Here is a 26,361-nt window from a genome sequence, read left to right as displayed (position 1 = left end):
GCTCACTCGCTTTCCCCGCCCAGCAGCCGGAAGTCGGCCGGATTGGGCTGTTTGGTGCGTTTCCAGTACTCCATGCGGCGTGCCGGTGAAGGAATCTTCCGCCTGCCTTCGGGCGGGAGAGGCCCCGCATCGGGGTACCGGCGGATTTTCATCGCCATATTCGCCTTCACAACGGTCATTCAATCATCTGGCCCATGGAAACCGATACAAGGCTGCGTGCTGGTAGAGGTGTTGAGGATGCGGCCAGCCCGGACATCCCGGCGCGGCGCGAGCTCGCGGGCGGCTGCCAGCTGCTCGTCGCCGAGCGGGCCCTGCGGGCTGAAGCAGTCCGAAGAACGGTCAGGTTTCGCCGTCCCGCGCCGGAGCTAGGCGCCCACGATGCGCAACGCGATGGTGACGTAGCGGTCGGCCAGTTCGGCCGGTCCCACATCGCTTTCCGGGTCATACCACTGCGGGATCGCGTTGCAGGCGGCCTGGATCGCGAGGCGGGCCTCGACGGGGTGCTCGCAGGAGAAGGCCCCGCGCCGCACGCCATCGTCGATGATGTCCTGGAACAGCCGGGTCGCCGACTCGCGCAGCGCTGCGAGCCGCCGCGCGTGCTCGTGCTCCAGGTTCCGGATCTCCCGCACCGCGATGGTGCTTTCCACCCGCCGCCGCACCCGGTAGTCCACCGTGGCGCGCACGATCGCGCGTAGCCGCTCGACCGGATCGTCGCCGCAGTCGCGAAGAGCCGCGTCGCAGGCCTGCACGTAATCGTTGACGCTGTCCTCGAGCAGCCCGGCGAACAGCTCCTGCTTGCTGGAATGCCAGTAGTACAGCGCGGACAGGCTCAATCCGGCCCGCTTGGCGATGTCGCGGATGGATGCGCCGTGGTATCCGCGCTCGGCGAAGATCTCGCGCGCCGCGACGGAGAGCGCGTCGCCGCCCTGGCCGCGCGGAATGGCGGAGCCGTTGTGGGCCGAGGATTCGGATGCCGCCGTCACACCGACAGAATACGGGGTGCTGCCGGGGATCGGGCATGGTGCGGGGAACGGGATGTGGCTGGCACGGTACGTGCCAGTGATTCTGCCACCGCGTCTACCCGTCCGGCCTCGCATCGCGACGACGGCACTGTGCCCGCGCCGTCCGTCCACAGTGGTCGCCGACCCCGGAATTCGGGCTTGCGCTTCTCGCGGAAGGCCTGCATGGCATCGGCGGGCCAAGAACAGCCGTGAGTGTTTTTGGGTGCTATGGCACCCACAAACGCTCACGGGGGACACCCGGGCAACACCAGCACGACTGTTCGGGAGATCACCGGATCAGTCCGGCTTCGAGGGCGTCATGCGGCTGGGCCGCGCGCTGGTCGGCCTGCTGGAGGAGGCCGACCAGGTGCGCATCACCGCCGCAAACGGCACCGATCCTTCGCCGCGCGGCACGAGGCCATCTACTGCCAGGGCGCCGCGTCGCAGTGGTCCGCCCACCGGGTGCGCGCGGAGTTCGACGAGTTCGACTGGACCCGGTCCGGGCGGGTCAACTTCACCGGCGAGATGATCTACCCCTGGCTGTTCGAACACGACCCGTCGCTGGTGCGGCTGCGGGAGGCCGCCGAGCTGCTGGCGAGTACGAGCACGACGGCGTCAAGGCCTCGCCGGCGGTGCTGGACCGGCTGCTGGCGATGAACCGCGGCGACGCCTGACACGCGAGGCGGACCACCGGGCCGATGCGTGCCGGGGTCCGGCCCGCTATGGTTCGGTTCTCATGTCCCCCTCGGAGCCGAACTTCGCCGCTGGCGTGCCCTGGCTGCGCGTCTTCGACCAGGCGGCGTCTGCGATGGCGATCCTCGACTTGCAGGGCCACTACCGGTACGTCAACGAAGCCATGTGCCGGATGCTCGGCTACCGCAGGGAGGATCTGGAGGGCCTGGACTACCGGGCCGTCACGCACCCCGACGACATCGACCCGGAGGGGCCGGTGGAGTCCCCGGACCTTCTGGAGAAGCGCTACATCCGCTCCGATGGCAGCGTCATCTGGGCGTCGGTGGCGCGGTCGTTCATCCGGGACAGCCACGGCCGGGCAATCCACTTCCTGTCGCAGATCCAGGACATCACCCGGCGCCGGGAGGCGGAGCTGCTCTGGCAGCGCAGCTTCGCCAACGCGCCGATCGGCATGGCGGTGCTGGACCTCAAGGGCGCGTGGACGGAGGTCAACGACACGCTCTGTGGCATGCTCGGCTACACGCGCGAGGAGATGCTGTCGATGGCGTTCGCCGACGTCACCTACGAGGACGACGAGGAGCAGGGCATGGTCGCTCTCGACGAACTCATCGAGGGCAACCGGGACAGCATCAGCATCGAGAAGCGCTACCGGCACAAGAACGGCCACCCGATCTGGATGCTGATCCGGGCGACCACCGTGCCGGGCGCTGACGGCGCGCCGGCGTTCGTCGTCAGCCAGTACGAGGACATCGGCGAGCAACGCCTGGTGGACGCCCACCTCGCGCACCTGGCGCTGCACGACCCGCTGACCGGGCTGGCGAACCGGGCGCTGCTGGCCGACCGGCTCGACCACGGTCTGCAGCAGCTGGCGCGCGACGACGGCGTGCTGGTGGTGGTGCTGGCCGATCTGGACCAGCTCAAGCCGGTCAACGACCGCTTCGGGCACGCGCTGGGCGATCAGCTGCTGATCGCCACCGCGCGCGAGCTGCAGCTGGCGGTGCGGGCCGGTGACACCGTCGCCCGCATCGGTGGCGACGAGTTCGTCGTGGTCAGCCTGCTGCCGGACGAGGACGCCGCGCGGTCGCTGCGGGACCGCGTGGAGCAGCACCTGAACACCGATGTGAAGGTGCACGGAGCCCGAATGCGGCTGCGCGCCAGCGTCGGCTACACCACCACTTCCGACCCTGCTGTCGCGCCGGACATGCTGCTGCACAGCGCCGACCGCGACATGTACGCCAGCAAGCGCCGCCGCCGGGAGGGGCACGGCGGCGGCCGCTGACCGGCCCGTCAGGCGTCCAGTCCGTCGAGGGTCGCCTCGATCGCCCGGTGGAACGTCGGGTAGGCGAAGATCATCTCGCGCAGGCGCTGCACCGGGACCTCGGCGTGCACGGCCACGGCCAGCGCGCCGATGATCTCACCGCCGGCGGGCGCGACCACGGTGGCGCCGACCAGCACGCCCCGTTCGGCGTCGGCGACGAGCTTGATGATCCCCTCGTTGTCGATCTTGTGGATCCAGCCGCGCGTCGACGCGGAGATCTGGGTGGTGGCGGTGCGCACCGCGATTTCCTGCTTCCGGGCCCGGGATTCGGTCAGCCCGACGGTGGCGACCTCGGGGTCGGTGAAGATGACAGAGGGCATCGCGCGGTAGTCGGCGACCTCGCTGCCCTGACCGAGGATGTCGGCAGCCGCGATCCGGGACTGATAGACCGAGGTGTGCGTGAAGGCGCCTCGACCGGTGATGTCGCCGATCGCCCAAACGCCGTCGGCGGCCCGCATGCGGCCGTCGACCGGGATGCTCCTGGCCTGGTCGTCCAACCCGACGGCCGCGACCCCCAGCGCGCGCAGGTCGGTGCCCCGACCGGTGGCGACCAGCAGGCGCTCGGCGGTCAGCACCTCTCCCGAATCCAGGTGCACCTGGAACTGGTCGTCGTACTTGACGCGGTCGACCGCGCAGCCGGTGCGTATTCGTACGCCGTCGGCGCGCAGCGCCTCCGTGACCACCTCGGAGGCCTCTGGTTCGGCCACCGACAGCAGCCGCGGATGCATCTCCAGAACCGTCACCGCGGTGCCGAACCGGGCGAAGACCTGCGTGAACTCCAGCCCGACCGGGCCGCCGCCGAGCACCAGCAGCGACTCCGGCGCGCTGGTCGCGGGCACCGCGTTGCGGTTTGTCCAATACGGGCTCTCGGCGAGCCCGTCGATCGGCGGGACCACCGGATCGGTGCCGGGGTTGAGCACGATGCCGCGGCTGGCCCGGAATACCTGGCCGTCGACGGTGACCTCGCCGGGCGCGCTGATCCGGCCGACGCCGCGCACCAGCCGGCCGCCGGTGTCCTCGAAGCGCCGCACCGCGACCTCGTCGTTCCAGTCGGTGGTCGCCTCGTCGCGGATCCGCTTCGCGACCGGCGTCCAGTCCGGCCGCACGGTCGCCTGCCCGGCGAGTTCGGGCACCCGGCGCGCCTCGCCGAGGGCGTCGGCGGCCCGCACCATCATCTTGGTCGGGATGCAGGCGAAGTACGGGCACTCGCCGCCGACCAGCCGCGATTCGACCCCGACCACGTCCAGGCCCGCGCTCGCCAGCCGTCCCGCCACGTCCTCGCCGCCCGGCCCCAAGCCGATGACCACGACGTCGACCTCTTCGACCACCGCGTCCACCTCCTCGTTCGCTGTCGACTACCAGCCCAGCACCGCAGGTCGGGGCGCGCACCTCGAACTCCGATCGGGCGGGCCCGGTGCCGGGGGGTTCTCCGGTGTGGACGGATCGCGCGGGTGTCAGGCCCAGGTCAGCGCCTCGCCGATGGGCTTGCGGGTCAGGTCCGGGACCATCGTGTGCAGCGCGGTGATGAACATGCCGCAGGCGATCCCGGCGCTCTCGATGCCTCGCGCGGCACCGGGTCGGAACCGACGAACCGCACGCTGCGCCGGGCGTCGAGGTGTTCGAACAGATTCTGCCGCGCGGTCACTTCTCCTCCGATTTCAGGACTTCTCGCAGCACGCGGTACGCCTCGGCCATCGCTTCACCGGCGGGCCGCAGCAGGTCGACGCCGCCGGTGAAGCCGTGGAACAGGCCCGGGCAGTGCTGGGTGCTGGTGGGCACGCCCGCCGCTTGCAGGCGCTCGGCGTAGCGCTGGCCCTCGGTGCGCAGCGGGTCGCGGCCGGCGGTCAGGACGTGCGCGGGCGGCAGCCCGGAGAGGTCGGCGGCGCGCAGTGGGGAGGCGTGCGGGTGGTCGCGGTCGGCTGAGTCGGGTACGTACTGGTCCCAGAACCACATCATGTGGCTCGTCATGACCAGGCAGTCCGGGCCGCTGTCCACATAGGATTCGGTGGTGAAGTCATGGTCGGTGACCGGGTAGACGAGCAGCTGGAAGCCGATGTCCGGGCCACCGTTCTCGTTGGCCCGCAGCGACGTCACCGCGGCCAGGTTGCCGCCGGCGCTGTCCCCGGCGACCGCGAGGCGGGCCGGGTCGCCGCCGAGCTCCACGGCGTGTTCGGCGGCCCATTGCGTTGCGGCGTAAGCATCATCGGCGGCTGCCGGGTAGCGGTGTTCCGGGGCGCGCCGGTAGTGCACGGCGATGACGATCGCCCCGGTGCCGTTGGCCATCGAGCGGGCGACGCCGTCGTGGCTTTCCAGATCGCCGAGAACCCAGCCGCCGCCGTGGAAGTACACGACCACCGGCATCGGCTCGCCGCCGGCTCGCGGCCAGTAGATGCGCACCGGGATCTGCACGCCGGGCGGGCCGGGGATGAGCCGGTCTTCGACCTTCGCCACCAGTTGGCGGGGCCGCGCCGCCGTGCCCTCGGACATCATCGCGCGGGCTTGCGCGGCGTCGGTGACCGCGCCGCCGAGGTCGGGGAAGTACTCCTGCATGAGCGCGACGAACGGCTCGGCCTCCGGATGCAACGGCATGTTTCCTCCAGCGCAGTGGATCGTCGCAGTAAACCGAGGATGCCGCGCGGAAGGTATCGGCCGTTCCGGGGAAACGCGCTTCCACATCATGAGAAACCAGAAGAGTGGCAGGTATCACATGAGTTTCCGGCTGATCGGTATGGTCGAGCTCACATGTCCGGGTTTTCGCGTCGTGCCTGGTTGTGGGCGCCGCGTTCCGGGTAGTTCGATACAGGTGTCGCCACCTGCGGCCGAATGCGGAACTCGATCGTTTCGGTGAAGATCGCGGTGGTTCGGGGGATTCGTGCGGGCGCGTGCGGAAAGTGTGGGCGTGGAGCCCTGGTCGTGATCGGAATAAGAACCGGGGCTGTATCGTTCGCCACAGTATGAACGTTGCCTGCAGGTGAAGGGGAACGGGCCAATTGAGTACGACGAACGGGCACCGGTCGAACGGCACCCGGAAGCTGAACCGGGTGGTGATCCGGTTCGCTGGTGACTCCGGCGACGGCATGCAGCTGACCGGAGACCGGTTCACCTCGGAGGCCGCGGCCTTCGGGAACGACCTGGCAACGCTGCCGAACTTCCCGGCCGAGATCCGGGCCCCCGCCGGAACCCTGCCCGGTGTGTCCAGCTTCCAGCTGCACTTCGCCGATTACGACATCCTCACCCCCGGCGACCGGCCGGACGTGCTGGTGGCGATGAACCCGGCGGCGCTGAAGGCCAACATCGGCGATCTGCCGCACGGCGGCATCCTGATCGTCAACACCGACGAGTTCAGCAAGCGCAACCTCTCGAAGGTCGGCTACGACGCCAACCCGCTGGAAAGCGGCGAACTGGAGCGCTACGCGGTGCACCAGGTCGCGATGGCCACCCTCACCCAGGGCGCGCTCGAAGGCAGCGGGCTGGGCAAGAAGGACGCCGAGCGCTGCAAGAACATGTTCGCCCTCGGCCTGCTGTCGTGGATGTACCACCGGCCCACCGAGGGCACCGAGCGGTTCCTGCGGGAGAAGTTCGCGAAGAAGCCGCAGATCGCCGAGGCCAACATCCTGGCGTTCCGGGCGGGCTGGAACTACGGCGAGACCACCGAGGCCTTCGCGGTCACCTACGAGGTCGCGCCCGCCAAGCTGCCCACCGGGACCTACCGGCAGATCACCGGCAACACCGCGCTCGCCTACGGCATCGTCGCAGCGGGGCAGCGCAGCGGGCTGCCGGTGTTCCTCGGCACCTACCCGATCACGCCCGCCTCGGACGTGCTGCACGAGCTGGCCAAGCACAAGAACTTCGGCGTCACGACCTTCCAGGCGGAGGACGAGATCGCCGGCGTCGGCGCGGCGCTGGGCGCCTCCTTCGGCGGTGCGCTGGGCGTGACCACCACGTCCGGGCCGGGACTGGCACTGAAGTCCGAGACCATCGGCCTGGCGGTGACGCTGGAACTGCCGCTGCTGGTGTGCGACATCCAGCGCGGCGGGCCGTCCACCGGGCTGCCCACCAAGACCGAGCAGGCGGACCTGCTGCAGGCGCTCTACGGCCGCAACGGCGAGTCGCCGGTGCCGGTGATCGCCCCGTGCTCGCCGGCGGACTGCTTCGAGGCCGCTCTGGATGCCGCGCGAATCGCGCTGGCCTACCGGACCCCGGTGCTGCTGCTGTCCGACGGCGCGATCGCCAACGGCTCCGAGCCGTGGCTCATCCCGAATGTCGACCAGCTGCCCGACCTGCGGGTCGAGTTCGCCACCGAGCCCAACGCCCCGGACGGCTCCGGGGAGTTCTGGCCCTACGTGCGCGACCCCGAGACCCTGGCCCGCGAGTGGGCCGTGCCGGGCACCCCCGGGTTGGAGCACCGCGTCGGCGGCCTGGAGAAGGCCGACGGCAAGGGCAACATCTCCTACGACCCGGACAACCACGACAAGATGGTCCGGCTGCGCCAGGCCAAGATCGACGGCGTTCAGGTTCCGGACATCACCGTCGACGACCCCGTCGGCGACGCCCGCGTGCTGGTGCTCGGCTGGGGCTCGTCGTTCGGGCCGATCGGCGCCGCCTGCCGCCGGGTGCGCGCGCAGGGCATGTCGATCGCCCAGGCCCACCTGCGCTACCTGAACCCGATGCCGGGAAACCTCGGCGACGTCTTGCGGAGTTACGACAAGGTGATCATCCCGGAGATGAACCTCGGCCAGCTGGCGATGCTGCTACGCGCCCGCTACCTGGTAGACGTGCAGTCCTACACGAAGGTCGCCGGACTCCCGTTCCGGGCCGAGGAGCTGCAGAACGTGCTCACCGAAGTTGTGCAGGGGGTGCCCGCGTGACCACCACCGATCTGGGAATCCCGGTCCTCGGCGGGCTGGCCGGCGTGCCGACCACTGACGAGCCGCAGAAGGCGAAGGACTTCAAGTCCGACCAGGAAGTCCGCTGGTGCCCGGGGTGCGGCGACTACGTCGTGCTCAACGCGGTGCAGGGCTTCCTGCCGTCGCTGGGGCTCAAGCGCGAGAACATCGTGTTCATCTCGGGCATCGGGTGTTCCTCCCGGTTCCCGTACTACATGAACACCTACGGGATGCACTCGATCCACGGCCGCGCGCCGGCGATCGCCACCGGCCTGGCCACCAGCCGACCGGACCTGTCGGTGTGGGTGGTGACCGGTGACGGCGACGCGCTGTCCATCGGCGGCAACCACCTGATCCACGCCCTGCGCCGCAACGTGAACCTGAAGATCCTGCTGTTCAACAACCGGATCTACGGGCTGACAAAGGGCCAGTACTCGCCGACCAGCGAGGTCGGCAAGGTCACCAAGTCGACGCCGGCCGGATCGCTGGACCACCCGTTCAACCCGGTGTCGCTGGCGCTGGGCGCGGAGGCGTCGTTCGTGGCACGGGTGATCGACTCGGACCGTGCGAGCGTGACCGAGACGCTGAAGGCGGCGGCGGAGCACCGCGGCAGCGCGCTGGTGGAGATCTACCAGAACTGCCCGATCTTCAACGACGGCGCGTTCGACGTGCTGAAGGACAACGACGAGAAGCAGCGCCGGATCGTCGCGCTCAAGCACGGCGAGCCGATCGTGTTCGGACCGGAGGACGAGCGCTACGCGGTGATCAACGACCGCGACGGCTTCCGGGTCACCAAGCTGTCCGAAGTGGACGAATCCGACGTGGTGGTCCACGACGCCAACCGCGAAGACCCGTCCTACGCCTTCGCGCTGTCCCGCCTGGGCGGCCAGGACCTCAACCCGGCGGTAACGGGCATCTTCCGAGCGGTGACCCGCCCGACCTACGACGACCTGGCCCGAGCCCAGGTCGAGGAGGCGGTGCAGGCCAAGCCCGCCGACCTCCATTCCCTCCTGACGGGCAACGACTCCTGGACGATCTGACGGTGTGAGGGGCACTCGGTGACCAACTGTTTCGGTCACCGAGTGCCCCTCACACAGCTCGGCCCCAGTCAGCGGGGTGAAGGGCGCCTTCGGGTAATTGAGTTGCCCGAAGGCGCCCTTCGCGCATCACCTGATCTGAATGCCGCCTAGGCTCGGTCGAACATTCCGGTCTTGACTTCGAACCGCCGAATCAGGTCGGGGAGATGTGCGCGAGCATCGTGATGGAGGCAGAGGGCATGAGGTCGGCGGTGCGCTCATCGTTCTGGATGGTCGTCGTGGCGGTGACCGCCACCGCTGGATGCTCGCTCCCTTCGGGCTCGGCCGAAGAGCCGCGTGCACTCGAGACCGCCCCGGAGGTGGCAGATTCCGATGCCGCGCGGGAGTTTCCTACAGCTGCGGCGGTCGACTACCAGCTGGGTGGTGCTTATCCTCCGCCCGCCGGCGTCGGGGTGGTCGTCCGGGACAGCACCGCCCGACCCGCTCCGGGCGTCTACAACATCTGCTATGTGAACGGGTTCCAAACGCAGCCGGCGGAACGTGAGCTGTGGCTGCGTGATCGTCGCGACCTGGTCCTGTTCGGCGACGACGGTCTTCCGGTCGTCGACGAAAAATGGCCGGACGAGCTCATCGTCGACACCTCGACGGCGGACAGGCGCCGTCAGCTGGCCGAAATCCAGGACCGAACGATCAAGGCATGTTCGGCGGCGGGTTTCGACGCCGTGGAGATCGACAACCTGGATTCCTACAGCCGCTCGGAAGGAGCGCTCACGGTCGAGGACAATCTGGCGTTCGCGGCAGAACTCGCGCGAGTCGCCCACGGCGCCGGTCTGCTCATCGGCCAGAAGAACTCCGCAGAGCTGGGCAGCCAGGCCGAAGAGCAGGCGGGCTTCGATTTCGCCGTGGCCGAGGAGTGCTTGCAGTACAACGAATGCGCCGTGTACACCGCCGTTCACGGTGATCGAGTCATCGGCATCGAGTACACGGACAATCTCGCGGAACCACCAGCGGAGACGTGTGCCCGGCCGGATCGACTGAAGGCTACGGTGATCCGCGATCGGCAACTCGTCGCGATCGGCGACGAGGGGTACTTCTACTTCCAGTGCTGAGCGCCGCTCGCCGCCGAGCACCAGGTAAGCTCCCGTGAGTCTTTTGGGCTGCTATGGCTGCTGCTATGGCTGCCCAAAAGACTCACGGCCCCGAGCTGGACCGGGCGTTACGGCCGATCGAAGCTTCCGGCCTTGAGCTTGCCGATGAAGCCGTTCCATAACTCCCGGTCGAACGCGAGGATCGGGCCGCTGCCGTGTTGCTTGGAGTCTCGTACTCCGGTCACGCCGGGGGTCGAAGCGACCTCTACGCAAGCGTTCTCGCCCTGAGAGCAGGTGGACTTTCTCCAACTGGTTGCTGAAGCCACTTCGACGCAGGCGTTCGCCTCGTTGCTGTAGGTGCTTTTGCGCCAGCGGGCGCTCGTGAAGTCTGGCGCGGCCATGCCGTGACTCCTTGTCTCTAACTCCAATGCTCCCGGAGTTCCATGATCCGCTGGACCGAAGACTCCGGGCTGAGCGCTCTTTCCGTCAGGCGCTCGAAAGCCAGCGTATATACTTGGATCTCTGCGTCATCCTCCATGTAGAGGCCGTCGTGCAGATTCTCCAGGTACACGCCCTGGACGTCGTCCGGTCCGGAAGTCACCAGGTGGTAAGCGCATCCGAGTCCGGGATAGGCGCCCACGTCGATCGGAAGGAGCTGGAGGGTCACGTTGGGCAGCTCGTTCCGGGCAAGCAGGTGCTCAAGCTGGTTTCGCATGACCTCGGAGCCGCCGATCGGCAGGCGCAGGGCCGACTCGTGGACGATCGCGTGGTAGCCCAGCGGGCTTTCCGCGTCCAGTCTGGCTTGACGTTCCTGGCGAAGCTGCCGACGTGCGTTCAGCAGTTCTTCGTGCGAGCCCTTGACTGCTTCTCGGAGGATCGCCTCGTAGTACTCGGCGGTTTGCAGAAGTCCGGGCACGAGATGGATCTCGAATATTTGCAGGCGCGTCGCCACTTCCTCGACTTCGAGGTAGTCCTCGAAGTCCCCTCGAACCGCGTCGGGTGCGTAGGTGTTCCACCAGCCGGTCTCAAGCGAAGCGACCGCCAGTTGGACCAAGCCGTCGCGTTCTGCTTCTTCGACGCCGAGCACTGTGCCGATGGCGATGATCTCGGCGGGGCCCGCGATGGTGTCGGCGCGTTCGTAGCGGCTGAGCTTGGGCACCGACCAGTGCAGCGGCTTGGCCACTTCTTCCTGCGTCGCGCCCTTCGACCTGCGCCAATCGCGTAGCGTGCGAGCGACTCTCCGCTGCCGGACGTTCGCGACGTTCTGTGCCACCCGACACCTCCGTTTGGCACCCGTTGCTGGTGATCAGCCGATACGCCGTGCGCAGCCTACCGTGCGTCCGTTCGGCGGATCGTGTGAACGGCGAGCCTGATCGAGTGCGTCTCCTTGTCGAGATGAAAATTATCGCTCACGATAGTTTTCATGACCGCTGGCGCGGGCTGCGCTGTCGGCGACATCGCTTCAAATGCGCCAGTTCGAACTCGTTTCGCAGCAGTTAAGGAAGAAAGGTCGGGCATGGGTCAGTTTCAGGTTGCTGCATGGGTCAGGATCGAGGACTGCTCGATGGACTACGCGGTCTTCGGCGATGAGGTGGAGTTCCGCGTCGGCGGGCAGTTGGACGGCATAGACATCGTCTTCACCGAGACAGGTCTGGAAAGGCTTGTGACGCAAAGGGAACGTGCTCTTCGCGAGCTTCGGACGAATCAGGGCGACGTCGGGGAGTGACCGCTGTTGCGGGGACGTGGGCGGGAACGGTCGTTGGTGCGACGGTTTCCGCTCATGACTCGTGCGGGCACTGGATCGGGGGTTTCGGGCGGCGTGGGGAGCAGGTCGGGGTGACTCTGAGGTCGTCGTGTCGGGAACGTGTGGCGGTCATTCGTGCTGGGTCGGCCGCCTCGTGGAGGAGGCCACGTATGAGCGGTGTGCAGCCGGGCTCCGATCGTGTCGCGCACTTGTGGCCCGTCGACGACCTCGACGGGCTCGCCTTCGATCCGTTCCTCACCAGGCTCCTCGCCGAGGAGCCGGTCGCTCGGATCCGGCTCCGCTTCGGCGAGGGCGACGCTTGGCTGGTCACCCGGCACGAGGACGTCAGGGCCGTCGCCTCGCATCCCGGGTTCAGCCGCGCCGCCACCGTCGATCGGCCCATCACCAGTATGACTCCGCACGTCGTCGGGCTCCCCGGCGGTATCGGACGCACCGATCCACCCGATCACACCCGCCTGCGGCGGCTGCTCTCGCAGAGCTTCACTCCGCGCCGGGTGGAAGCGATCCGGCCGCGGGCGGAGCGGATCGCCGACGAACTGCTCCAGCGCGCGGCCGCGCAAGGCCCACCCGCGGACCTCGTCGGCTCTTTCAGCGGACCACTGTCCACACAGGTCATCAGCGAGCTCATGGGCGTGCCCCGCCTGGACTGGCCGCAGATGCATTCCTGGCGGCAGATCTTGTTGTCCAGCAACCATTCCCGCGCCGAAGCGGACGCCGTCAAGGCCGAGCTCCGCCAGTACTTCACCGATCTGGCCGAACGCCTCCGGAGGAAGCCGGGCGATGACGTGTTCAGCGGCCTGGTCGCGGCGCGGGTGGCAGGCGAGCTCAGCCAGCCCGAGCTGATCTCCCTGGCCGTCATCTTGCAGCTCAACGGCATGGACGCGGTCCGCAACAACGGCTCCAACATGATCTACGCGTTGCTCAGCCACCCCGAGCAGCAGGCGCTGCTCGTCGATGGATCGGTGCCGCAGGCGGTCGAGGAGCTGTTCCGGTACGTGCCGCACCGCAACGGTGTCGGCCTCCCGCGCATCGCCACGGAGGACATCCGCCTCGGCGATGTCACCATCGCCGAGGGCGAGGCCATGTACGTCTCCTACCTCGCGGCCAACCGCGATCCAGAGATCTTCGCCGAACCGCACAGCTTGGACGTCGAACGCGGCGACAATCCGCACCTGGCTTTCGGGCACGGCACCCACTTCTGCGCCGGAGCCGCGCTCGCCCGGATGGAAGCCCAGGTCATGATCTCCAGCCTGCTGCGGCACTTCCCGCAACTGCGCTTGGCGTGCCGTCCCGAGGAGATGCGCTGGCGTCGCGGAACGATCAACCGCGGCCCCGAGTCCCTGCCCGTCGCCTGGTGATCCGGGCCGACGGGTCGTGAGTGGCGAAGCCGGTTCTTACCGGCTTCGCCACTCACGAGCGGCTGAGCACAAGCATTGGTGGTGCATCGCCCCTCCACTGGTTCATTGACTGCCCAAGGGCTTTCGAATTACGTTCGCCTGGCAGGTGATCAACCGAGCGCGACCAACGGAGGTTCGGCGATGTGTCAGGAGTACTGTCGGCCTTCCCCACGGCTCCGGATCTCCCGCGCGCAGTTCCTGAAGCTGGCCGGGCTGGCCGCCGCCGGAGCGGCGGTCACCGCTGGTTGCGCGAGCGGTGGCACCGGCGCGGGGTCGCCGGGTGGGCGGAAGCTGATCGACAACGTGCGGGGCTTCACGCTGACCGCGGACGGGCCGCGCGCGTTCGGCAGCCTGCTGATCGAGGCGGACGGCCGAGTCGGCGGGCTCGACGTGGGTAGCGCCGGTGGAGCGGAGCGCATCGACGGGCGCGGTCGCGTGCTGATCCCCGGCCTGCACGACGCGCACGGGCACTTCGGGCAGCTCGGTGCCAATGTCTCGCAGCTCAACCTCGCCGGGACGAAGTCCCTGCAAGAGGCGATGCAGGCGCTCAAGACCTTCGCCGCGCAGCACCCGGAACGGCAGTGGATCCTCGGGCGCGGCTGGAACGACGTGATCTGGGGACTCGGCCGGCTGCCGTCGGCGGCGGACCTGGACCCGGTGGTGCCCGACCGGCCGGTGTGGCTGATCCGGGTCGACGGGCACGCCGGGGTGGCGAACTCGGCCGCGTTGCGGCAGGTCGCCGTCACCCGCGACACCCAGACCCCGCCCGGCGGCGAGATCGTGCGCGGGGCCGACGGCGCGCCGACCGGGGCCTTCGTCGATGCGGCGCAGGACCTCGTCGAACAGCACCTGCCGAAGCCGACGATCGAGGACATCAAGCAGAACTTCCTCGCCGCGCAGCGCAAGCTCAACGAGGTCGGGCTCACCTCGGTCGGTGATGCGGGCACCGGAGCCGCCGAACTCGCGGTGCTGCACCAGCTCGCGAACTCCGGCGAGCTGACCATCCGCACCAACTCGTTCCTGACCTACGACGCCTTCCACGAGCTCGGCGCGAAGGCGCGCACCGACTCCGTCGCCAACGACATGCTGCGCGTCCGCACCGTCAAGCTTTACATCGACGGCGCGCTCGGCAGCCACGGCGCCGCCATGCTCCGGCCCTACGACGACGATCCGGGCAACTCCGGGCTGCCGCAGCTGGACGCCACGGAGCTGAAGAGCCGCGTTACGCAGGTGATGCGGGACGGCTTCCAGGTCGCCACGCACGCCATCGGCGACGCTGGGAACCGAATGGTGCTCGACGCCTACGAAGCGGCCATGGCCGAAGTCGGCGGCGGCATGCGGCACCGCATCGAGCATGCGCAAGTCCTTGCGGTAGAAGACATTCCGCGACTTCGGGCACGCGGCATCATCGCCTCGATGCAGCCGGTGCACGCCACCGACGACATGAACATGGCCGAGAAGCGAGTCGGACACCGCCGCATCGCGGGTGCCTACGCGTGGCGGACCATGCTCGACCAGGGCATCACCATCGCCGCCGGCTCGGATTTCCCGGTGTCCTCGGAAAATCCCTTCGACGGCCTGCACGCCGCGGTCACCCGCACCGACCGCGACGGTCAGCCCGTCGGCGGGTGGTACCCGGAGCAGTCGATGAGCCCGGAGGAGGCGTTGCGCTCGTTCACCCTCGATGCCGCGTTCGCCGCGCACCAGGAACGGGTGCTCGGCGGTCTGGAGCCGGGCAAGTGGGCGGACTTCGTCATCCTCGACCAGGACCCGCTGGACCCGCCGTCTGGCCGGGCCCGCTGGCAGACCAAGACCCTGCAGACCTGGGTGGGAGGCCGCCGCGTCGGCGAGTACGGAGCGCTCTGATCTGCCAATTTCGCGAGAAATCGCGCCGACCCGGAGTGACGCCGAGCGTCACGCTCCGTGTCCTCCCCGGCCCGTTTTCCCAGGTGGCGTGCGATTTCGCGAGAAATTTACCGTCACCCGGGTGAACGTCAATTTCTCACGAAATTGCACTCCCTCCTGGTGACAATCCTGCTGATGCGGTAGTGGGCTTACCGCAGTGGCCGGATCCAGGTGCGCCGCCGTGCGCCTAGCGTTCTGCGGCACCTGCTGCCGAAGAAAGCGGCCACGTCATGACGCAGACCATTAGCAATTGGGTCCGGACCGGTACCGAACGTCCGTTCCCGTACGTGTTGATGTACCACTCGGTGGCCACCTATGCCCGCGATCCGTACCTGGTGACCGTCGACCCGCAGCGCTTCGACCGCCAGCTGCGCTGGTTGCGCCGCAACGGACTGCGCGGGGTGTCGATGCGCGAGCTGATGTGGGCGCGCCGGACCGGGAACGGACGCGGTTTGGTCGGGTTGACCTTCGACGACGGCTACACGGATTTCGTCCACAATGTACAGCCATCGTTGTTGAAGCACGGTTTCACCGCGACCGTTTTCGTGATCGCCGGGCGGCCCGGCGGGCACAACGCCTGGGACGCCGACGGCCCGCGCAAGCGGTTGTTGACCGCCGAGGAGATCCGCGAGGTCGCCGACGCGGGGATGGAGGTCGGCTCGCACGGGATGCTGCACCAGCGGATGTCCGAACTGGACGATGGCGAGCTGCTCGTGGAGGTGGCCGAGAGCCGAGAGCTGCTGGGCGAACTCACCGGCCAGGACGTCAGCGGATTCTGCTACCCGTACGGCGATGTCGACCTGCGGGTGATGAACACGGTCGAGGCGGCCGGGTACGACTACGCCTGCGCGATCTGGCGTTCGCCGCTGTCCAGCCGGCACGCCCTGCCGCGCACTTATGTGGGGGACCGGGACGGCTCGCTGCGACTGCTGGCGAAGCGACTGCGCCACGAGCTGAAGATCAAACGCTAGGTGGCTCGTTCGAGAACCGCCGATTTCGCGCGAAATCGCCGCTCGCCACGCCTGCAAGGTGACGATTTCGCGCGAAATCGCCGTGCCTCCGCGCCGCCGGACGGGACTGATCCGCGGGCCTCGTCAGGATTCGGTAAGCGAGCTCCCCCCGCTGTGGGAGAACCGGTCGGTAACAAGGTGCGAGAGTGCTTTGAGCACGGCGAACTGGGGGAGGAACCGTGACTGAACATCCGCTTGCGTTGGCGGTCAACGGCCGGGAGCGCCTGTTGGCGGACCGGCTGATCGCGTTCGAGCCGAGGCTGCCCGAACGCACCGAATCGGTGGTCGTCGTCGGGTTGGGCTACGTGGGACTGCCCACCGCGTGCGCGCTGCAGTCGCCGACGGCGCGGGTCATCGGCTTCGACATCAGCGAGGACCGCTTGCAAGCCATCAAGGCCGGCGAGGTGGACATGCCCGAGCTGGAGCGGCGCGCGTTGGCTGCTTCACTGGCCGCGGGCGACCTGCAGCTGTCCTGCGATCCGTCGGTGCTCGCCGGCGCGGACGCGGTGATCGTGTGCGTGCCGACGCCGGTCGACACCGCGCACCAGCCGGACCTGACCGCCTTGCGGGCGGCCTGCGAGACCGTGGTCTCGTTCGCCCGCCGAGGTCAGACGATCATCCTGACCTCGACGACGTTCGCGGGCACCACCCGGCAGCTGCTGGTCGAGCCGCTGGAGCAGCGGGGCATGCGGGTGGGCACCGACGTGCACGTCGCGTTCAGCCCGGAGCGCATCGACCCCGGCAACTTCGACCACGTGCAACGGGAGACCCCGCGCGTCGTCGGAGGCGTCACGCCGCGGTGCGCCGACCGGGCCGCCGAGGTCGTGTCGCGGATGACCGATTCGGTGTACCTGGTGAGCTCGCCGGAGGCCGCCGAGCTCACCAAGCTCTACGAGAACATCTTCCGCGCGGTGAACCTGGCGCTGGCCAACGAGATGGCCGACGCGTGCTCGGCGCTCGGCCTGGACCCGATCGAGGTGACCATCGCGGCCGGGACCAAGCCGTACGGGTTCCTGGGTAGCTTCCCGGGGCCCGGCGTTGGTGGGCACTGCATCCCGTGCGACCCGTACTACCTGCTGTGGCAGCTGCGGCGGGAGGGCATTTCGGCGCCGCTCATCGAGCAGGCGATGCGTTCGATCGACCAGCGGCCAGGCCAGGTGGTGCAGCGCGTGGTGGAGATGCTCGCCGACGCGGGCATCGACCACTCCGGGGCCCGGGTGGTGGTCGCCGGAGTCAGCTACAAGGCGGGTGTGCGGGACCTCCGCGAGTCCCCGGCGCTGCCGATCCTCGCCGGGCTGCGCCGGATCGGGATCGACGTGCACTACTTCGACCCGCTGCTGTCGGAGATCACCCTGGCCGACGGCACCCGGATGGTCAGCGAGCCGGCGCCGCGCGGCCGGGACTGGGACGTCACCGTGCTGCACACCCTGCACCCCGGCGTCGACTATGGCTGGGCGCGAAACTGCCCGCGGGTTCTCGACGCGACCTACCAGTTCGACGCCGTGCCGCACCGGCGCGTGCTGTGACGGGGGTGGCGCCGATGCTCCCATTCGACACGTCCACGCCCGCGGTGGTGTTCAAACTCGATCCGAACGTCATGCACCACGGCGGACTCGGGGTGATCCGCAGCCTCGGCCGGGCCGGGGTGCCGGTGTACGCCGTGCAGGAGGATTCCCTGGCGCCGGCGGCGCATTCCCGCTACCTGCGCGGGCGTTGGCTGTGGAGCCCGGATCCGGCGGAGACCGACCGGATCCGCGACGGGCTCGCGGAGCTGGCCGATCGGATCGGCCGGCCGTCGGTGCTGATCCCTACCGACGACGCGGCCGCGATCTTCCTGGCCGAGCACGGTGATCCGCTGCGGCCGTTCTTCCGGTTCGCCCAGCTGGCCCGCGGTCTCCCGCGCCAGCTGGCCGGGAAGTACTCGATGTTCCAGCTGTGCCGCCAACTGGATGTACCTTGCGCAGAGGCGACGCTGGTCGGCGCGTGGGACGAGGCGTTGGAATTCGCGGCCGAGGTGGGGTATCCGCTGGTGGCGAAGCTCTCCGCGCCGTGGCTCGGGACGCCGGGCGAGGTGCGCAGCACCACGATCGTCGGCGATGAGGAGGAGCTGGCCGAGCTCTACGGCCGCTGCGGGGACGCCGCCGTCGGCGGCCTGATGCTGCAGGAGTTCATCCCGGGCGGGCCGGGTGACGACTGGTTCTTCCACGGCTACTGCGACGCCGCGTCGGTGTGTCGCCCGGCCTTCACCGGCGTCAAGGAGCGCTCCTATCCCGCGCACGCGGGGCTGACCAGTCTCGGGCGCTGCGTGGAGAACGAGGCTCTGCTGAAGGAATCCGCGAAACTGCTGGAGCAGTTGGCGTTCAGCGGCATCGTGGACCTCGATTTCCGTTGGGACGCCCGCGACCGGCGCTACAAGCTGCTGGACTTCAACCCGCGGCTGGGCGCCCAGTTCCGGTTGTTCCGCGACGACGCGGGCGTGGACGTCGTGCTCGCGTCCTACCTGGACCTCACGGGGCAAGAGGTCCCGGAGGGTCGGCAGCCGGTCGGCAGGCGGTTCCTGGTGGAGAACTACGACCCGATCGCGGCCCTGGGGTACTTGCGGCGCGGCGAATTGGGGTTGCGGTCCTGGGCGTCGTCGGTGCGCGGCGTGCACGAGACCGCCTGGTTCGCCCGCGACGACCTGCTGCCGTTCGTCCTGATGTGCCTCTGGATGGTCTGCCGCGCGGTTGCCCGGCCGTGGCCGTTGCACCGCCGCACCCGCCATCCGGAGCTCGCCGAGCCCCAGTACGTCCCGGGGCGCAACCACGCCCTGGGGAAACCGACCAGACGCCGCCGCAAGCGGCTGTTCGAGGAGTGCAGATGAGCGATCTCGTTGACGTTGCCATCGTTGGTGCCGGGCCATACGGCCTGTCGTTGGCCGCGCACCTGCGCCGGGCCGGCCTGTCCTACCGGCAGTTCGGGTTGCCGATGAACCTCTGGCGCGCCCACATGCCGCGCGGCATGTACCTGAAGTCGCAGGGCTTCGCCTCGAATCTGTCCGACCCGGATGGCACGCACACGCTGCGCAACTTCTGCCTGGAGACCGGGCGCCGCTACGCGGACTACGGCGTGCCGGTGTCGCTGGAGAACTTCGTCGACTACGGCGAGTGGTTCCAGCAGGGCCGCGGCCTGGACGTGGAGGAGGAGCTGGTCGCCGACATCGAGCAGCGGCCGGGCCGGTTCGAGCTGACGTTGAGCAGCGGGGAGCGCGTCGAGGCGAGCCAGGTGGTCGTCGCGGTCGGCGTCGAGTACTTCGCGCGGATCCCGGGAGTGTTCTCCGAACTGCCCGCCGAGCTTTGCACGCACAGCTCGGTGCACGACGACCTGAGCTCCTTCGACGGTCAGGACGTGATCGTCGTGGGCGCCGGGCAGTCCGCGCTGGAGACTGCGGCGCTGCTGCACGAGAACGGCGCCAACGCGCGGCTGGTGGCGCGCGCGCCGGGCATCGCGTGGAACGGGAAGCCGCTGCTACCGGATCGTCCGCTGTGGAGCCGGATGCGTGAGCCGGAGGCCGGGCTCGGTTCGGGGCTGTCCACCTGGTTCTACTCCGAGCACCCGAAGGTGTTCCGGCACCTGCCCAGGGCAACCAGGATCTACCGGGCGCGCACCGCGCTCGGGCCGGCCGGGGGCTGGTGGCTGCGCGAGCGGGTCGAGGGCCGCTTCCCGGTGCACGTCGGGCACCGGCTGGACTGGGCCAAGGCCACCGGCGACCAGGTGCGGCTGGGGGTGCGCGTCGGCGGCGAGGTCCGCGCGTTCACCGCGGACCACGTCATCTGCGCCACCGGCTACCCGCCGGAGATCACCCGGCTGCCGATGCTGTCGGCCGGGCTGCGGTCGGCCATCCGCACGATCGACGGAACGCCGCGCGTCGGCAAGGACTTCGAGTCGTCGGTGCCGGGCCTGTACTTCGCCGGGCCGCTGGTGGCGCCGAGCCACGGGCCGGTCATGCGCTTCGTCTACGGCGCCGACTACGCGGTTCGGATGATGACCGCCCGGATCGACGCGACCACGGCGCGGCCGGTGGTCGTCGGGGGTGCCGGATGAGCGTGACCGATCCCGCCGTGGCGCAGCCGTGGCCGCTTGCCGCTAGCGGCCACGGGCTGCGGATGCCGCGGCAGGTCGGGGGCTGGGTGCTGCCAGCGGTCGACATCGCGGTGCTGGTGGTGCTGATCCCGGTGGTCGGCGTGCACTGGCTGCTCGGTGCGGGGTTCGCGCTGGCGGCGCTGGTGGTGCTGGCCGCGCAGGGCCAGCACCGGCTGCGGATCTGCCTGCGGGTGTCGGACCAGCTGCCGCAGCTCGCGGTCGCGGCCGGTGCACCGCTGGTGGTGCTGCTGCCATGGCACTCCGGCGATGCGCTGCTCCTGATGGGCGCTTCGGGGTTGGCCGGCCTGCTCGTGGCTCGCGGTGGCTTGTACTCGGTGCTGCGCGGCGGCTATCGGCGCGGGCTGCTGAACGAGCCGACGCTGATCGTCGGATCCGACGCGCCGGCCGGGGAAATCGCCGAGCTGGCGGCCGAGCATCCCGAGTTCGGGCTGCGGCCCCGGTCGCTCGCCCAGCCTAGCGGGCTGGCGGAAATCCTCGCCACGCAGCGCATCACGCGGGTGATCGTGTGCGCAGAAGACTCGTACCTGGTCACCCTGATCCGCGCTTGCCGCCCGCTGCCGGCGGATGTCTGCGTCGTGCCCCGGCTGCACGAGCTGGGCATGGCGCTGCCGCGCGCCAGCATGGACGAGATCTGGGGCGTGCCGCTGATCCCGCTGCGCCGCTTCGGCCACAGCCGGGCGGGTGCGCTGGTCAAGCGCGCCTCCGACGTAGTCCTCAGTGGACTGATGTTGTTCGTGTCGGGACCGCTGCTGCTCGCACTGGCGGCGCTGGTCGCGGTCAGCGGTGGCGGGAGGACGTTCTTCCGCCAGCTGCGCGTGACGCGGACCGGGCGGACCAGCGAGGTCGTCAAGCTCCGCACCGTCAACGGCGATCTGGGGGAGCACTGGGCGGTGACGGCCGACCAGTGCACCGCGCTCGGACGTTGGCTGCGCGGCACGCACCTCGACGAGCTTCCGCAGCTGGTCAACGTGCTGCGCGGCGACATGTCGCTGGTGGGGCCCCGCCCGGAGCGGCCGTACTACGCGGTGCGGTTCGGGCGGGAGATCCCGCGCTACGCCGACCGGCACCGGATGCGCGGCGGAATGACCGGCTGGGCGCAGGTGCAAGGCCTGCACGGCGACACATCCATCCCGGACCGGGCGCGGTTCGACAACCAGTACATCGAGTACTGGTCGCCGTGGTGGGACGCCGTGATCGTGGCGCGCACGGCCGCGATCGTCCTGCGGGCGGCCGGAACCCGACGCCAACGCCCGCGCCGCTGCGAGAAATGACTCGGAAGACCAATTGGGGGGAAGCAATGAAGGTATTGCACGTGATCACCGGGCTCGGTGTCGGCGGTGCCGAGCTGCAGCTGCGGTCGATCCTGCAGCACACCAAGCACGACGCCGACGTGGTTTCGCTGTACAACCCGGGTGATGTGGCCCGGATGATCACCGGCGACGGGGTGCGGGTGCGCGACCTCGGCATGACCCGCAACACCCAGGTCGGCGCCGTGCTGCGGCTGCGCGACGTGATCCGCGAAGGCCGCTACGACGTGGTGCACACCCACCTGTACCGGGCGTGCGTGTACGGGCGGCTCGCCGCCCGGCTGGCCGGCACCAAGGTGGTGGTTTCCACCGAGCACTCCATCGGCGAGACCCACCTGGAGCGCCGCCGCATGACCTTCGGGGTCCGGGCGCTCTACCTGGGCACCGACCTGTGCTCGGACGCCACCATCGCGGTGTCCGAAACCGTCGCGGAGCGGTTGCGCAACTGGGGCATGCCCGCGCGCAAGATCACCGTCATCCCCAACGGCGTCGACTTCGGCCGGGTCGAGTTCGACGGGGCCGCGCGCGCCCGGGTGCGCCGCGAGCACGGGATCAGCGACGAAGCCTACGTGGTCGGCGTGCTCGGTCGCCTGGACCCGAACAAGCGCTTCAACCTGGTGATCGACTCGATGGCCCCGATGCTGGGCCAGGAGACCAAGCTGCTGATCGTCGGCGACGGGCCGGACCGGGCGCGGCTGGAGGCACTGGCCCGCGAGCACGGCGTCGCCAAGCACGTGATCTTCGCCGGGCAGCGGCACGACGTCGCCGCGATGCTGTCCGCGCTGGACCTTTTCATCGCCTCTTCCGAGCAGGAGACCTTCGGCCTGTCCGTGCTGGAGGCGATGGCCAACGGCATCCCGGTGCTCTACACCACCTGCCCGGCGCTGATCGGCATCGAGACCGACCGGGCCCGTCAGGTGCCCGGCAACGCGGAGCGGATGCGCGCGGAGATCGCCTCCGAGATCCTGGCCGCCCGGCCGCGCGCCGACGAGCCCGCGATCCGCCGGGCCTACGGCATCGAGGCGGTCACCGACCGCCTCGACGACCTGTACGCGCGGCTGTGGCAGCGGCGCGGCGGCGCCGTACCGGTGGGGAGGTCGTGATGCGCGCAATGGTCACCGGCGCAGCCGGTTTCATCGGATCCCACCTGGTCGAACGGCTGCTCGCGGACGGCCACCAGGTGGTCGGGCTCGACGACCTGAGCACCGGGCGTGTCGAGAACCTCCCGGTCGGCGACCCGAACCTGCGGATGGTGCAGGGCAGCATCCTGGACGCGTCCCTGGTCGATGAGGTGATGGCCGACGCGGACGTGGTGTTCCACCTGGCCGCCGCCGTCGGCGCGTTCGTCATCCAGGAACGCACCCTGCATGGGCTGCTGACCAACATCCACGGCACAGAGAACGTGCTGGACGCCGCCCTGCGGCACGACGCGCGGGTGCTGGTCGCCTCCACCAGCGAGATCTACGGCAAGAACGACAAGGTCGGGCTTTCCGAGGGCGACGACCGGATCATCGGCTCGCCGCTGAAATCGCGCTGGACCTACTCCGAGGCCAAGGCCATCGACGAGAGCATCACCCACAACTACGTGCGGGAGCTCGGGCTCAGGGCGGTCATCGTGCGGTTGTTCAACACCGTCGGGCCGCGGCAGAGCGGCCGGTACGGCATGGTCATCCCGCGGCTGGTCGCGCAGGCGCTGCAGGGCCGACCGGTGACGATCTTCGGCACGGGCAAGCAGATCCGCTGCTTCTGCCACGTCGCCGACGTGGTGCCTGCGCTGGTGCGGCTGGCGCTGCTGGACCGGGCGCAGGGCATGGCGGTCAACCTCGGCAACACCGAGCAGGTGTCCATCGAGGAGCTCGCCGCCCGGATCATCGCGATGACCGACTCGTCCAGCGGCACCATCCAGGTCCCCTACGAGGAGGCGTACGGGCCGGGGTACGAGGACCTGCAACGTCGAGTCCCGGACTGCTCCCGCGCGCGCGAGCTGATCGACTTCCGGCCGGAGCGCACGCTCGACGACATCGTCCGCGATGTGATCGACGAGCAGGTGCGAGCCGGGCAGCCCGTGACGGCTTGAGGTGCGGAGGGCGACATGCGGCAGAAGACCGATACGATGCGCCGGCTCATGGAATGGGCCCGGCCCGCGGCGAGCGCGCGAGAGCCCCGCGGATCCCAACCATCCACATCGGACACCCCCGCCGACCGGGTCCGGGCCTTCAGCCGGCTGGGCGGGTCGATCTGGTTCCTGGCGCTGATCGCGGTGGCGGTGGTGCTCGTCGTGATGACGCTGATGCCGCGCGGCGGAGGACCACCGCTGCCCGGCTCGCTGGCCGTCGCATCGCTACCGTTCTGGAACCTCAACAACGGCACGTCGATGGTGACCCAGAACCGGCAGGCGGTCAACGAGGTTTCGCCCTGGATCTACGGGCTGAGCCAGGACGGCCGGCTGGCCAACCAGTACCCCCCGGAGCAGACCGCCGAGGTCGACAGGCAGATCGGGCAGCTGCGCGCGGCGGGTATCCCGATCGTGCCGTCGCTGGCGAACATCACCGACGGCAAATGGGCCTACGAACCGGTCGCCAAGATGCTGCACGACCCGGCGAAGCGGCGCGCCCACATCGACGAGATCGTCGAGCTCGTCAAGCGCGAGGACTACTCGGGCATCGACATCGACTACGAGAACCTGCGCGCCGGCGACCGGCAGGTCTTCACCGACTTCATCACCGAACTGGGCAAGGCCCTGGATGATGAGGGGAAGACGTTGGCGGTGGCGGTGTTCGCGAAGGCCACTGACGCCGGATACGACGAGCGCAACGTCGCGCAAGACTACGCCGCGATCGGCAGGGCGGCCGACGAGGTCCGGCTGATGGGCTACGACTACCACTGGGGCACCTCGCCGCCCGGCCCGGTCGCGCCGATCACTTGGGTCCGGGAAACGCTGAACTACGCCAAGACCCAGATCCCGCCGGAGCGGATCGTGCTCGGCGTGCCGCTGTACGGCTACGACTGGGTGGACGGCAACGGCACCGCGGTGACCTGGCTGCAGGCCTTCCGGCTGTCCACCGAGCACCGGGCGAAGGTCAACTACGACGGGCTGACGCAGTCGCCGTGGTTCCGCTACACCGACGAGCAGGGGCGGGAGCACGAGGTGTGGTTCGAGAACGCCGCCAGCTCCAAGGCGAAGTTCGAAGCGGCGCGGGGCTCCGGCATTCGCGGCGTCTACCTGTGGATGTTCGGCTACGAGGACACCGAAACGTGGCGGGAGCTGCGGCAGAGCCTACCGCTCGACGGCGCGCAATGACACCGTCCGCGATTCGTCTACTTTGGAGAGTTGGATGATTCCTTGGTGGGTGCTGGCCATCGCGGTGTTCGGCACCAACTTCACGCTGTGGGGCTTGATCGGGCTGATGCGCCTGCTCGACTCCTCGACGCAGCGCTGGTGGCAGCAACGGGGCACGACGTCGGTGTCCGGCCAGCGCGTCGTGGTCGGCCGGGACCGGCAGCACCGCCATCACCCGCCGACGCGGGTGGGCGTCGCGGACGTGGCGGTGCTGATGCCGGCCCACAACGAGGAACGCGTCATCGTCGACAGCATCCAGGCGATCACCGCCCTCGTGCCGCCGGAGAACGTGCACGTGGTCTCCGACGGCTCGACCGACCGCACGGTGGAACTCGCCGAAGAGTGCGGGGTGCACGTGATCAGCACGGCGCGCAACGTCGGCAAGGCCGGCGCGCTGCAGGAGGCGATCCGCCGGTTCGGGCTGGTCGATCGCTTCGAGGTCGTGATGCTGCTGGACGCCGACACGCACGTCGAGCCCGGCTACTTCCGGGCGGCGCTGCCGCTGTTCGACGATCCCGCGGTCGTCGCGGTGGCGGGCTGCGTCCGGACGTCGTGGCGGGACCGTGCGCTCGGGCCGATCGGCAAGCTGGTGGCCTTCCACCGGCAGCGGATCTACACCATGACCCAGTACCTGATGAAGTTCGGCCAGACCTGGCGGCGGGTCAACGCCACCCACATCGTGCCCGGCTTCGCCAGCATGTACCGCGCCGAGGTGCTGCCGCGCATCGAGGTCAACCCGCCGGGGCTGGTCATCGAGGACTTCAACATGACCTTCGAGGTGTACCAGAAACGGCTGGGGAAGGTCGGTTTCACGCCGTCGGCGGTGGCGGCCACCCAGGACCCGGGCAACTTCAAGGACTACGTGAAGCAGTGCAAGCGCTGGTCGCTCGGCCTGTGGCAGACGGTCCGGCTGCACCCGCCGCGGGCCAACCTGTTCAGCCTGATGCTGGCGCTGCTGCTGCTGGAGATGTTGGCCAGCAGCTTCATGCTGGTGCTGTTGCCCTTCGTGGCGCTGGCGCTGATCGTGCCCCTGCTGTTCGACGGGTTGCTCGCGGTGCCGGTCGTGGACGAGGTGCACGACTTCGTCGCCGGTTTCGCGACGCTGCCGACGCTGTTCTTCGGTGTGGTGGTCCCGGATCTGGTGCTGACGTGCATAGTAGCGGTGTTGCAGCGGCAGCCGAGGTTCCTGCTGTTCGCATGCTTCTTCCTGGCGCTACGAGTGCTGGACGCGGGTATCGCACTGTCTGCGATACCCGCGGCGTGGCTGTCGAAGTCCTCTGGACGGTGGCGCAGCCCCGGCCGCCGCACCATCGACGCGCCCGTCACCCCGCGCACGACCCCGACCAAGTGAAGGGTGGAGGGCATCGAAGGAGTTCCTCAACGCCCCATCTCAAGACCTCCCGGAGCAAGTGGTGTCGCAATTTCCATTGAAATCGAAGCTTCGATTTCAATGGAAATTGCGGGACTCCGC

General features: G+C 69.2%; 23 protein-coding genes. 17 read left to right on the top strand and 6 right to left on the bottom strand.

What is annotated here, in order from left to right:
- Positions 1 to 2: 2 nt before the first annotated feature.
- Together FDZ84_RS36250 and FDZ84_RS36245 are read right to left on the bottom strand one after the other, a co-directional pair.
- Complete coding sequence (locus FDZ84_RS36250; RefSeq protein ID WP_168589507.1) at positions 3 to 179, bottom strand: hypothetical protein; 177 nt, start codon at positions 177 to 179, stop codon at positions 3 to 5.
- Positions 180 to 365: 186 nt separating this feature from the next.
- A complete protein-coding gene (locus tag FDZ84_RS36245; protein ID WP_168589506.1) occupies positions 366 to 983 on the bottom strand; it encodes a TetR/AcrR family transcriptional regulator in 618 nt (205 codons plus the stop codon).
- 480 nt (positions 984 to 1,463) lie between these two features.
- Here FDZ84_RS36245 and FDZ84_RS36240 point away from each other — a divergent pair, with 480 nt between their 5' ends.
- Together FDZ84_RS36240 and FDZ84_RS36235 are read left to right on the top strand one after the other, a co-directional pair.
- On the top strand, positions 1,464 to 1,658 hold the full coding sequence (locus FDZ84_RS36240) for a hypothetical protein (protein WP_246868676.1): 195 nt from the start codon (positions 1,464 to 1,466) through the stop codon (positions 1,656 to 1,658).
- A gap of 79 nt (positions 1,659 to 1,737) precedes the next feature.
- Positions 1,738 to 2,973 carry a PAS domain S-box protein gene (locus FDZ84_RS36235; protein WP_168589505.1) on the top strand — a complete coding sequence of 412 codons (1,236 nt, stop codon included), beginning with the start codon at positions 1,738 to 1,740 and terminating at the stop codon, positions 2,971 to 2,973.
- An 8-nt stretch (positions 2,974 to 2,981) separates the two neighbouring features.
- On the opposite strand, the gene FDZ84_RS36230 is transcribed toward FDZ84_RS36235, so the two are convergent.
- Both FDZ84_RS36230 and FDZ84_RS36225 read right to left on the bottom strand, forming a co-directional pair.
- Positions 2,982 to 4,349 (bottom strand): NAD(P)/FAD-dependent oxidoreductase, encoded by a 1,368-nt coding sequence (locus FDZ84_RS36230; protein ID WP_168589504.1) that lies wholly within the window; start codon positions 4,347 to 4,349, stop codon positions 2,982 to 2,984.
- Between the two features lie 304 nt (positions 4,350 to 4,653).
- On the bottom strand, positions 4,654 to 5,601 hold the full coding sequence (locus tag FDZ84_RS36225) for an alpha/beta hydrolase (RefSeq protein WP_168589503.1): 948 nt from the start codon (positions 5,599 to 5,601) through the stop codon (positions 4,654 to 4,656).
- Positions 5,602 to 6,002: 401 nt separating this feature from the next.
- On the opposite strand from FDZ84_RS36225, the gene FDZ84_RS36220 reads away from it, so the two are divergent.
- The 3 genes from FDZ84_RS36220 to FDZ84_RS36210 all read left to right on the top strand — a co-directional run bounded on the left by FDZ84_RS36220 (position 6,003) and on the right by FDZ84_RS36210 (position 10,044).
- On the top strand, positions 6,003 to 7,880 hold the full coding sequence (locus FDZ84_RS36220; protein ID WP_168589502.1) for a 2-oxoacid:acceptor oxidoreductase subunit alpha: 1,878 nt from the start codon (positions 6,003 to 6,005) through the stop codon (positions 7,878 to 7,880).
- On the top strand, positions 7,877 to 8,938 hold the full coding sequence (locus FDZ84_RS36215; protein WP_168589501.1) for a 2-oxoacid:ferredoxin oxidoreductase subunit beta: 1,062 nt from the start codon (positions 7,877 to 7,879) through the stop codon (positions 8,936 to 8,938). The genes FDZ84_RS36220 and FDZ84_RS36215 overlap by 4 nt, the downstream gene beginning before the upstream one ends.
- Before the next feature lie 203 nt (positions 8,939 to 9,141).
- A complete protein-coding gene (locus FDZ84_RS36210) occupies positions 9,142 to 10,044 on the top strand; it encodes an endo alpha-1,4 polygalactosaminidase (protein ID WP_246868675.1) in 903 nt (300 codons plus the stop codon).
- Between the two features lie 107 nt (positions 10,045 to 10,151).
- Here FDZ84_RS36210 and FDZ84_RS36205 read toward each other — a convergent pair whose 3' ends face one another.
- Both FDZ84_RS36205 and FDZ84_RS36200 read right to left on the bottom strand, forming a co-directional pair.
- Positions 10,152 to 10,424: a DUF397 domain-containing protein gene (locus FDZ84_RS36205; RefSeq protein WP_168589500.1), complete on the bottom strand. Its 273-nt coding sequence runs from the start codon at positions 10,422 to 10,424 to the stop codon at positions 10,152 to 10,154.
- A gap of 17 nt (positions 10,425 to 10,441) precedes the next feature.
- Complete coding sequence (locus FDZ84_RS36200) at positions 10,442 to 11,296, bottom strand: helix-turn-helix transcriptional regulator (protein WP_168589499.1); 855 nt, start codon at positions 11,294 to 11,296, stop codon at positions 10,442 to 10,444.
- A 150-nt stretch (positions 11,297 to 11,446) separates the two neighbouring features.
- Between FDZ84_RS36200 and FDZ84_RS36195 the strand changes: the two genes are divergently transcribed.
- The 12 genes from FDZ84_RS36195 to FDZ84_RS36140 all read left to right on the top strand — a co-directional run bounded on the left by FDZ84_RS36195 (position 11,447) and on the right by FDZ84_RS36140 (position 26,241).
- Positions 11,447 to 11,749, top strand: a complete 303-nt coding sequence (locus FDZ84_RS36195) for a hypothetical protein (protein ID WP_168589498.1) — start codon at positions 11,447 to 11,449, stop codon at positions 11,747 to 11,749.
- Between the two features lie 188 nt (positions 11,750 to 11,937).
- The gene (locus FDZ84_RS36190; protein ID WP_168589497.1) at positions 11,938 to 13,146 is read left to right on the top strand and encodes a cytochrome P450; all 1,209 of its coding nucleotides are present in this window, start codon (positions 11,938 to 11,940) and stop codon (positions 13,144 to 13,146) included.
- A gap of 180 nt (positions 13,147 to 13,326) precedes the next feature.
- Positions 13,327 to 15,051 carry an amidohydrolase gene (locus FDZ84_RS36185; RefSeq protein ID WP_210435343.1) on the top strand — a complete coding sequence of 575 codons (1,725 nt, stop codon included), beginning with the start codon at positions 13,327 to 13,329 and terminating at the stop codon, positions 15,049 to 15,051.
- A gap of 269 nt (positions 15,052 to 15,320) precedes the next feature.
- Positions 15,321 to 16,061 carry a polysaccharide deacetylase family protein gene (locus FDZ84_RS36180; protein ID WP_168589496.1) on the top strand — a complete coding sequence of 247 codons (741 nt, stop codon included), beginning with the start codon at positions 15,321 to 15,323 and terminating at the stop codon, positions 16,059 to 16,061.
- A gap of 218 nt (positions 16,062 to 16,279) precedes the next feature.
- Positions 16,280 to 17,626, top strand: coding sequence for a nucleotide sugar dehydrogenase (locus FDZ84_RS36175; protein WP_168589495.1), 1,347 nt, complete (start codon positions 16,280 to 16,282; stop codon positions 17,624 to 17,626).
- A 14-nt stretch (positions 17,627 to 17,640) separates the two neighbouring features.
- Positions 17,641 to 18,963: a carboxylate--amine ligase gene (locus FDZ84_RS36170; protein ID WP_168589494.1), complete on the top strand. Its 1,323-nt coding sequence runs from the start codon at positions 17,641 to 17,643 to the stop codon at positions 18,961 to 18,963.
- Complete coding sequence (locus tag FDZ84_RS36165; protein ID WP_210435342.1) at positions 18,960 to 20,183, top strand: NAD(P)-binding domain-containing protein; 1,224 nt, start codon at positions 18,960 to 18,962, stop codon at positions 20,181 to 20,183. The genes FDZ84_RS36170 and FDZ84_RS36165 overlap by 4 nt, the downstream gene beginning before the upstream one ends.
- Complete coding sequence (locus FDZ84_RS36160) at positions 20,180 to 21,514, top strand: sugar transferase (protein WP_246868674.1); 1,335 nt, start codon at positions 20,180 to 20,182, stop codon at positions 21,512 to 21,514. The genes FDZ84_RS36165 and FDZ84_RS36160 overlap by 4 nt, the downstream gene beginning before the upstream one ends.
- A gap of 26 nt (positions 21,515 to 21,540) precedes the next feature.
- Positions 21,541 to 22,653, top strand: coding sequence for a glycosyltransferase (locus FDZ84_RS36155; protein ID WP_168589492.1), 1,113 nt, complete (start codon positions 21,541 to 21,543; stop codon positions 22,651 to 22,653).
- The gene (locus FDZ84_RS36150; protein ID WP_168589491.1) at positions 22,653 to 23,627 is read left to right on the top strand and encodes an NAD-dependent epimerase/dehydratase family protein; all 975 of its coding nucleotides are present in this window, start codon (positions 22,653 to 22,655) and stop codon (positions 23,625 to 23,627) included. Before FDZ84_RS36155 ends, FDZ84_RS36150 begins: the two co-directional genes overlap by 1 nt.
- Before the next feature lie 15 nt (positions 23,628 to 23,642).
- The gene (locus tag FDZ84_RS36145) at positions 23,643 to 24,851 is read left to right on the top strand and encodes a glycosyl hydrolase family 18 protein (RefSeq protein ID WP_168589490.1); all 1,209 of its coding nucleotides are present in this window, start codon (positions 23,643 to 23,645) and stop codon (positions 24,849 to 24,851) included.
- 34 nt (positions 24,852 to 24,885) lie between these two features.
- Complete coding sequence (locus FDZ84_RS36140; protein WP_168589489.1) at positions 24,886 to 26,241, top strand: glycosyltransferase family 2 protein; 1,356 nt, start codon at positions 24,886 to 24,888, stop codon at positions 26,239 to 26,241.
- Positions 26,242 to 26,361: the final 120 nt, after the last annotated feature.

It is taken from the genome of Saccharopolyspora sp. ASAGF58 (assembly GCF_012277335.1).
GTDB classification, from domain to species: Bacteria; Actinomycetota; Actinomycetes; order Mycobacteriales; family Pseudonocardiaceae; genus Saccharopolyspora; species Saccharopolyspora hattusasensis.
This window is presented reverse-complemented; position numbering and strand designations above follow the sequence as displayed.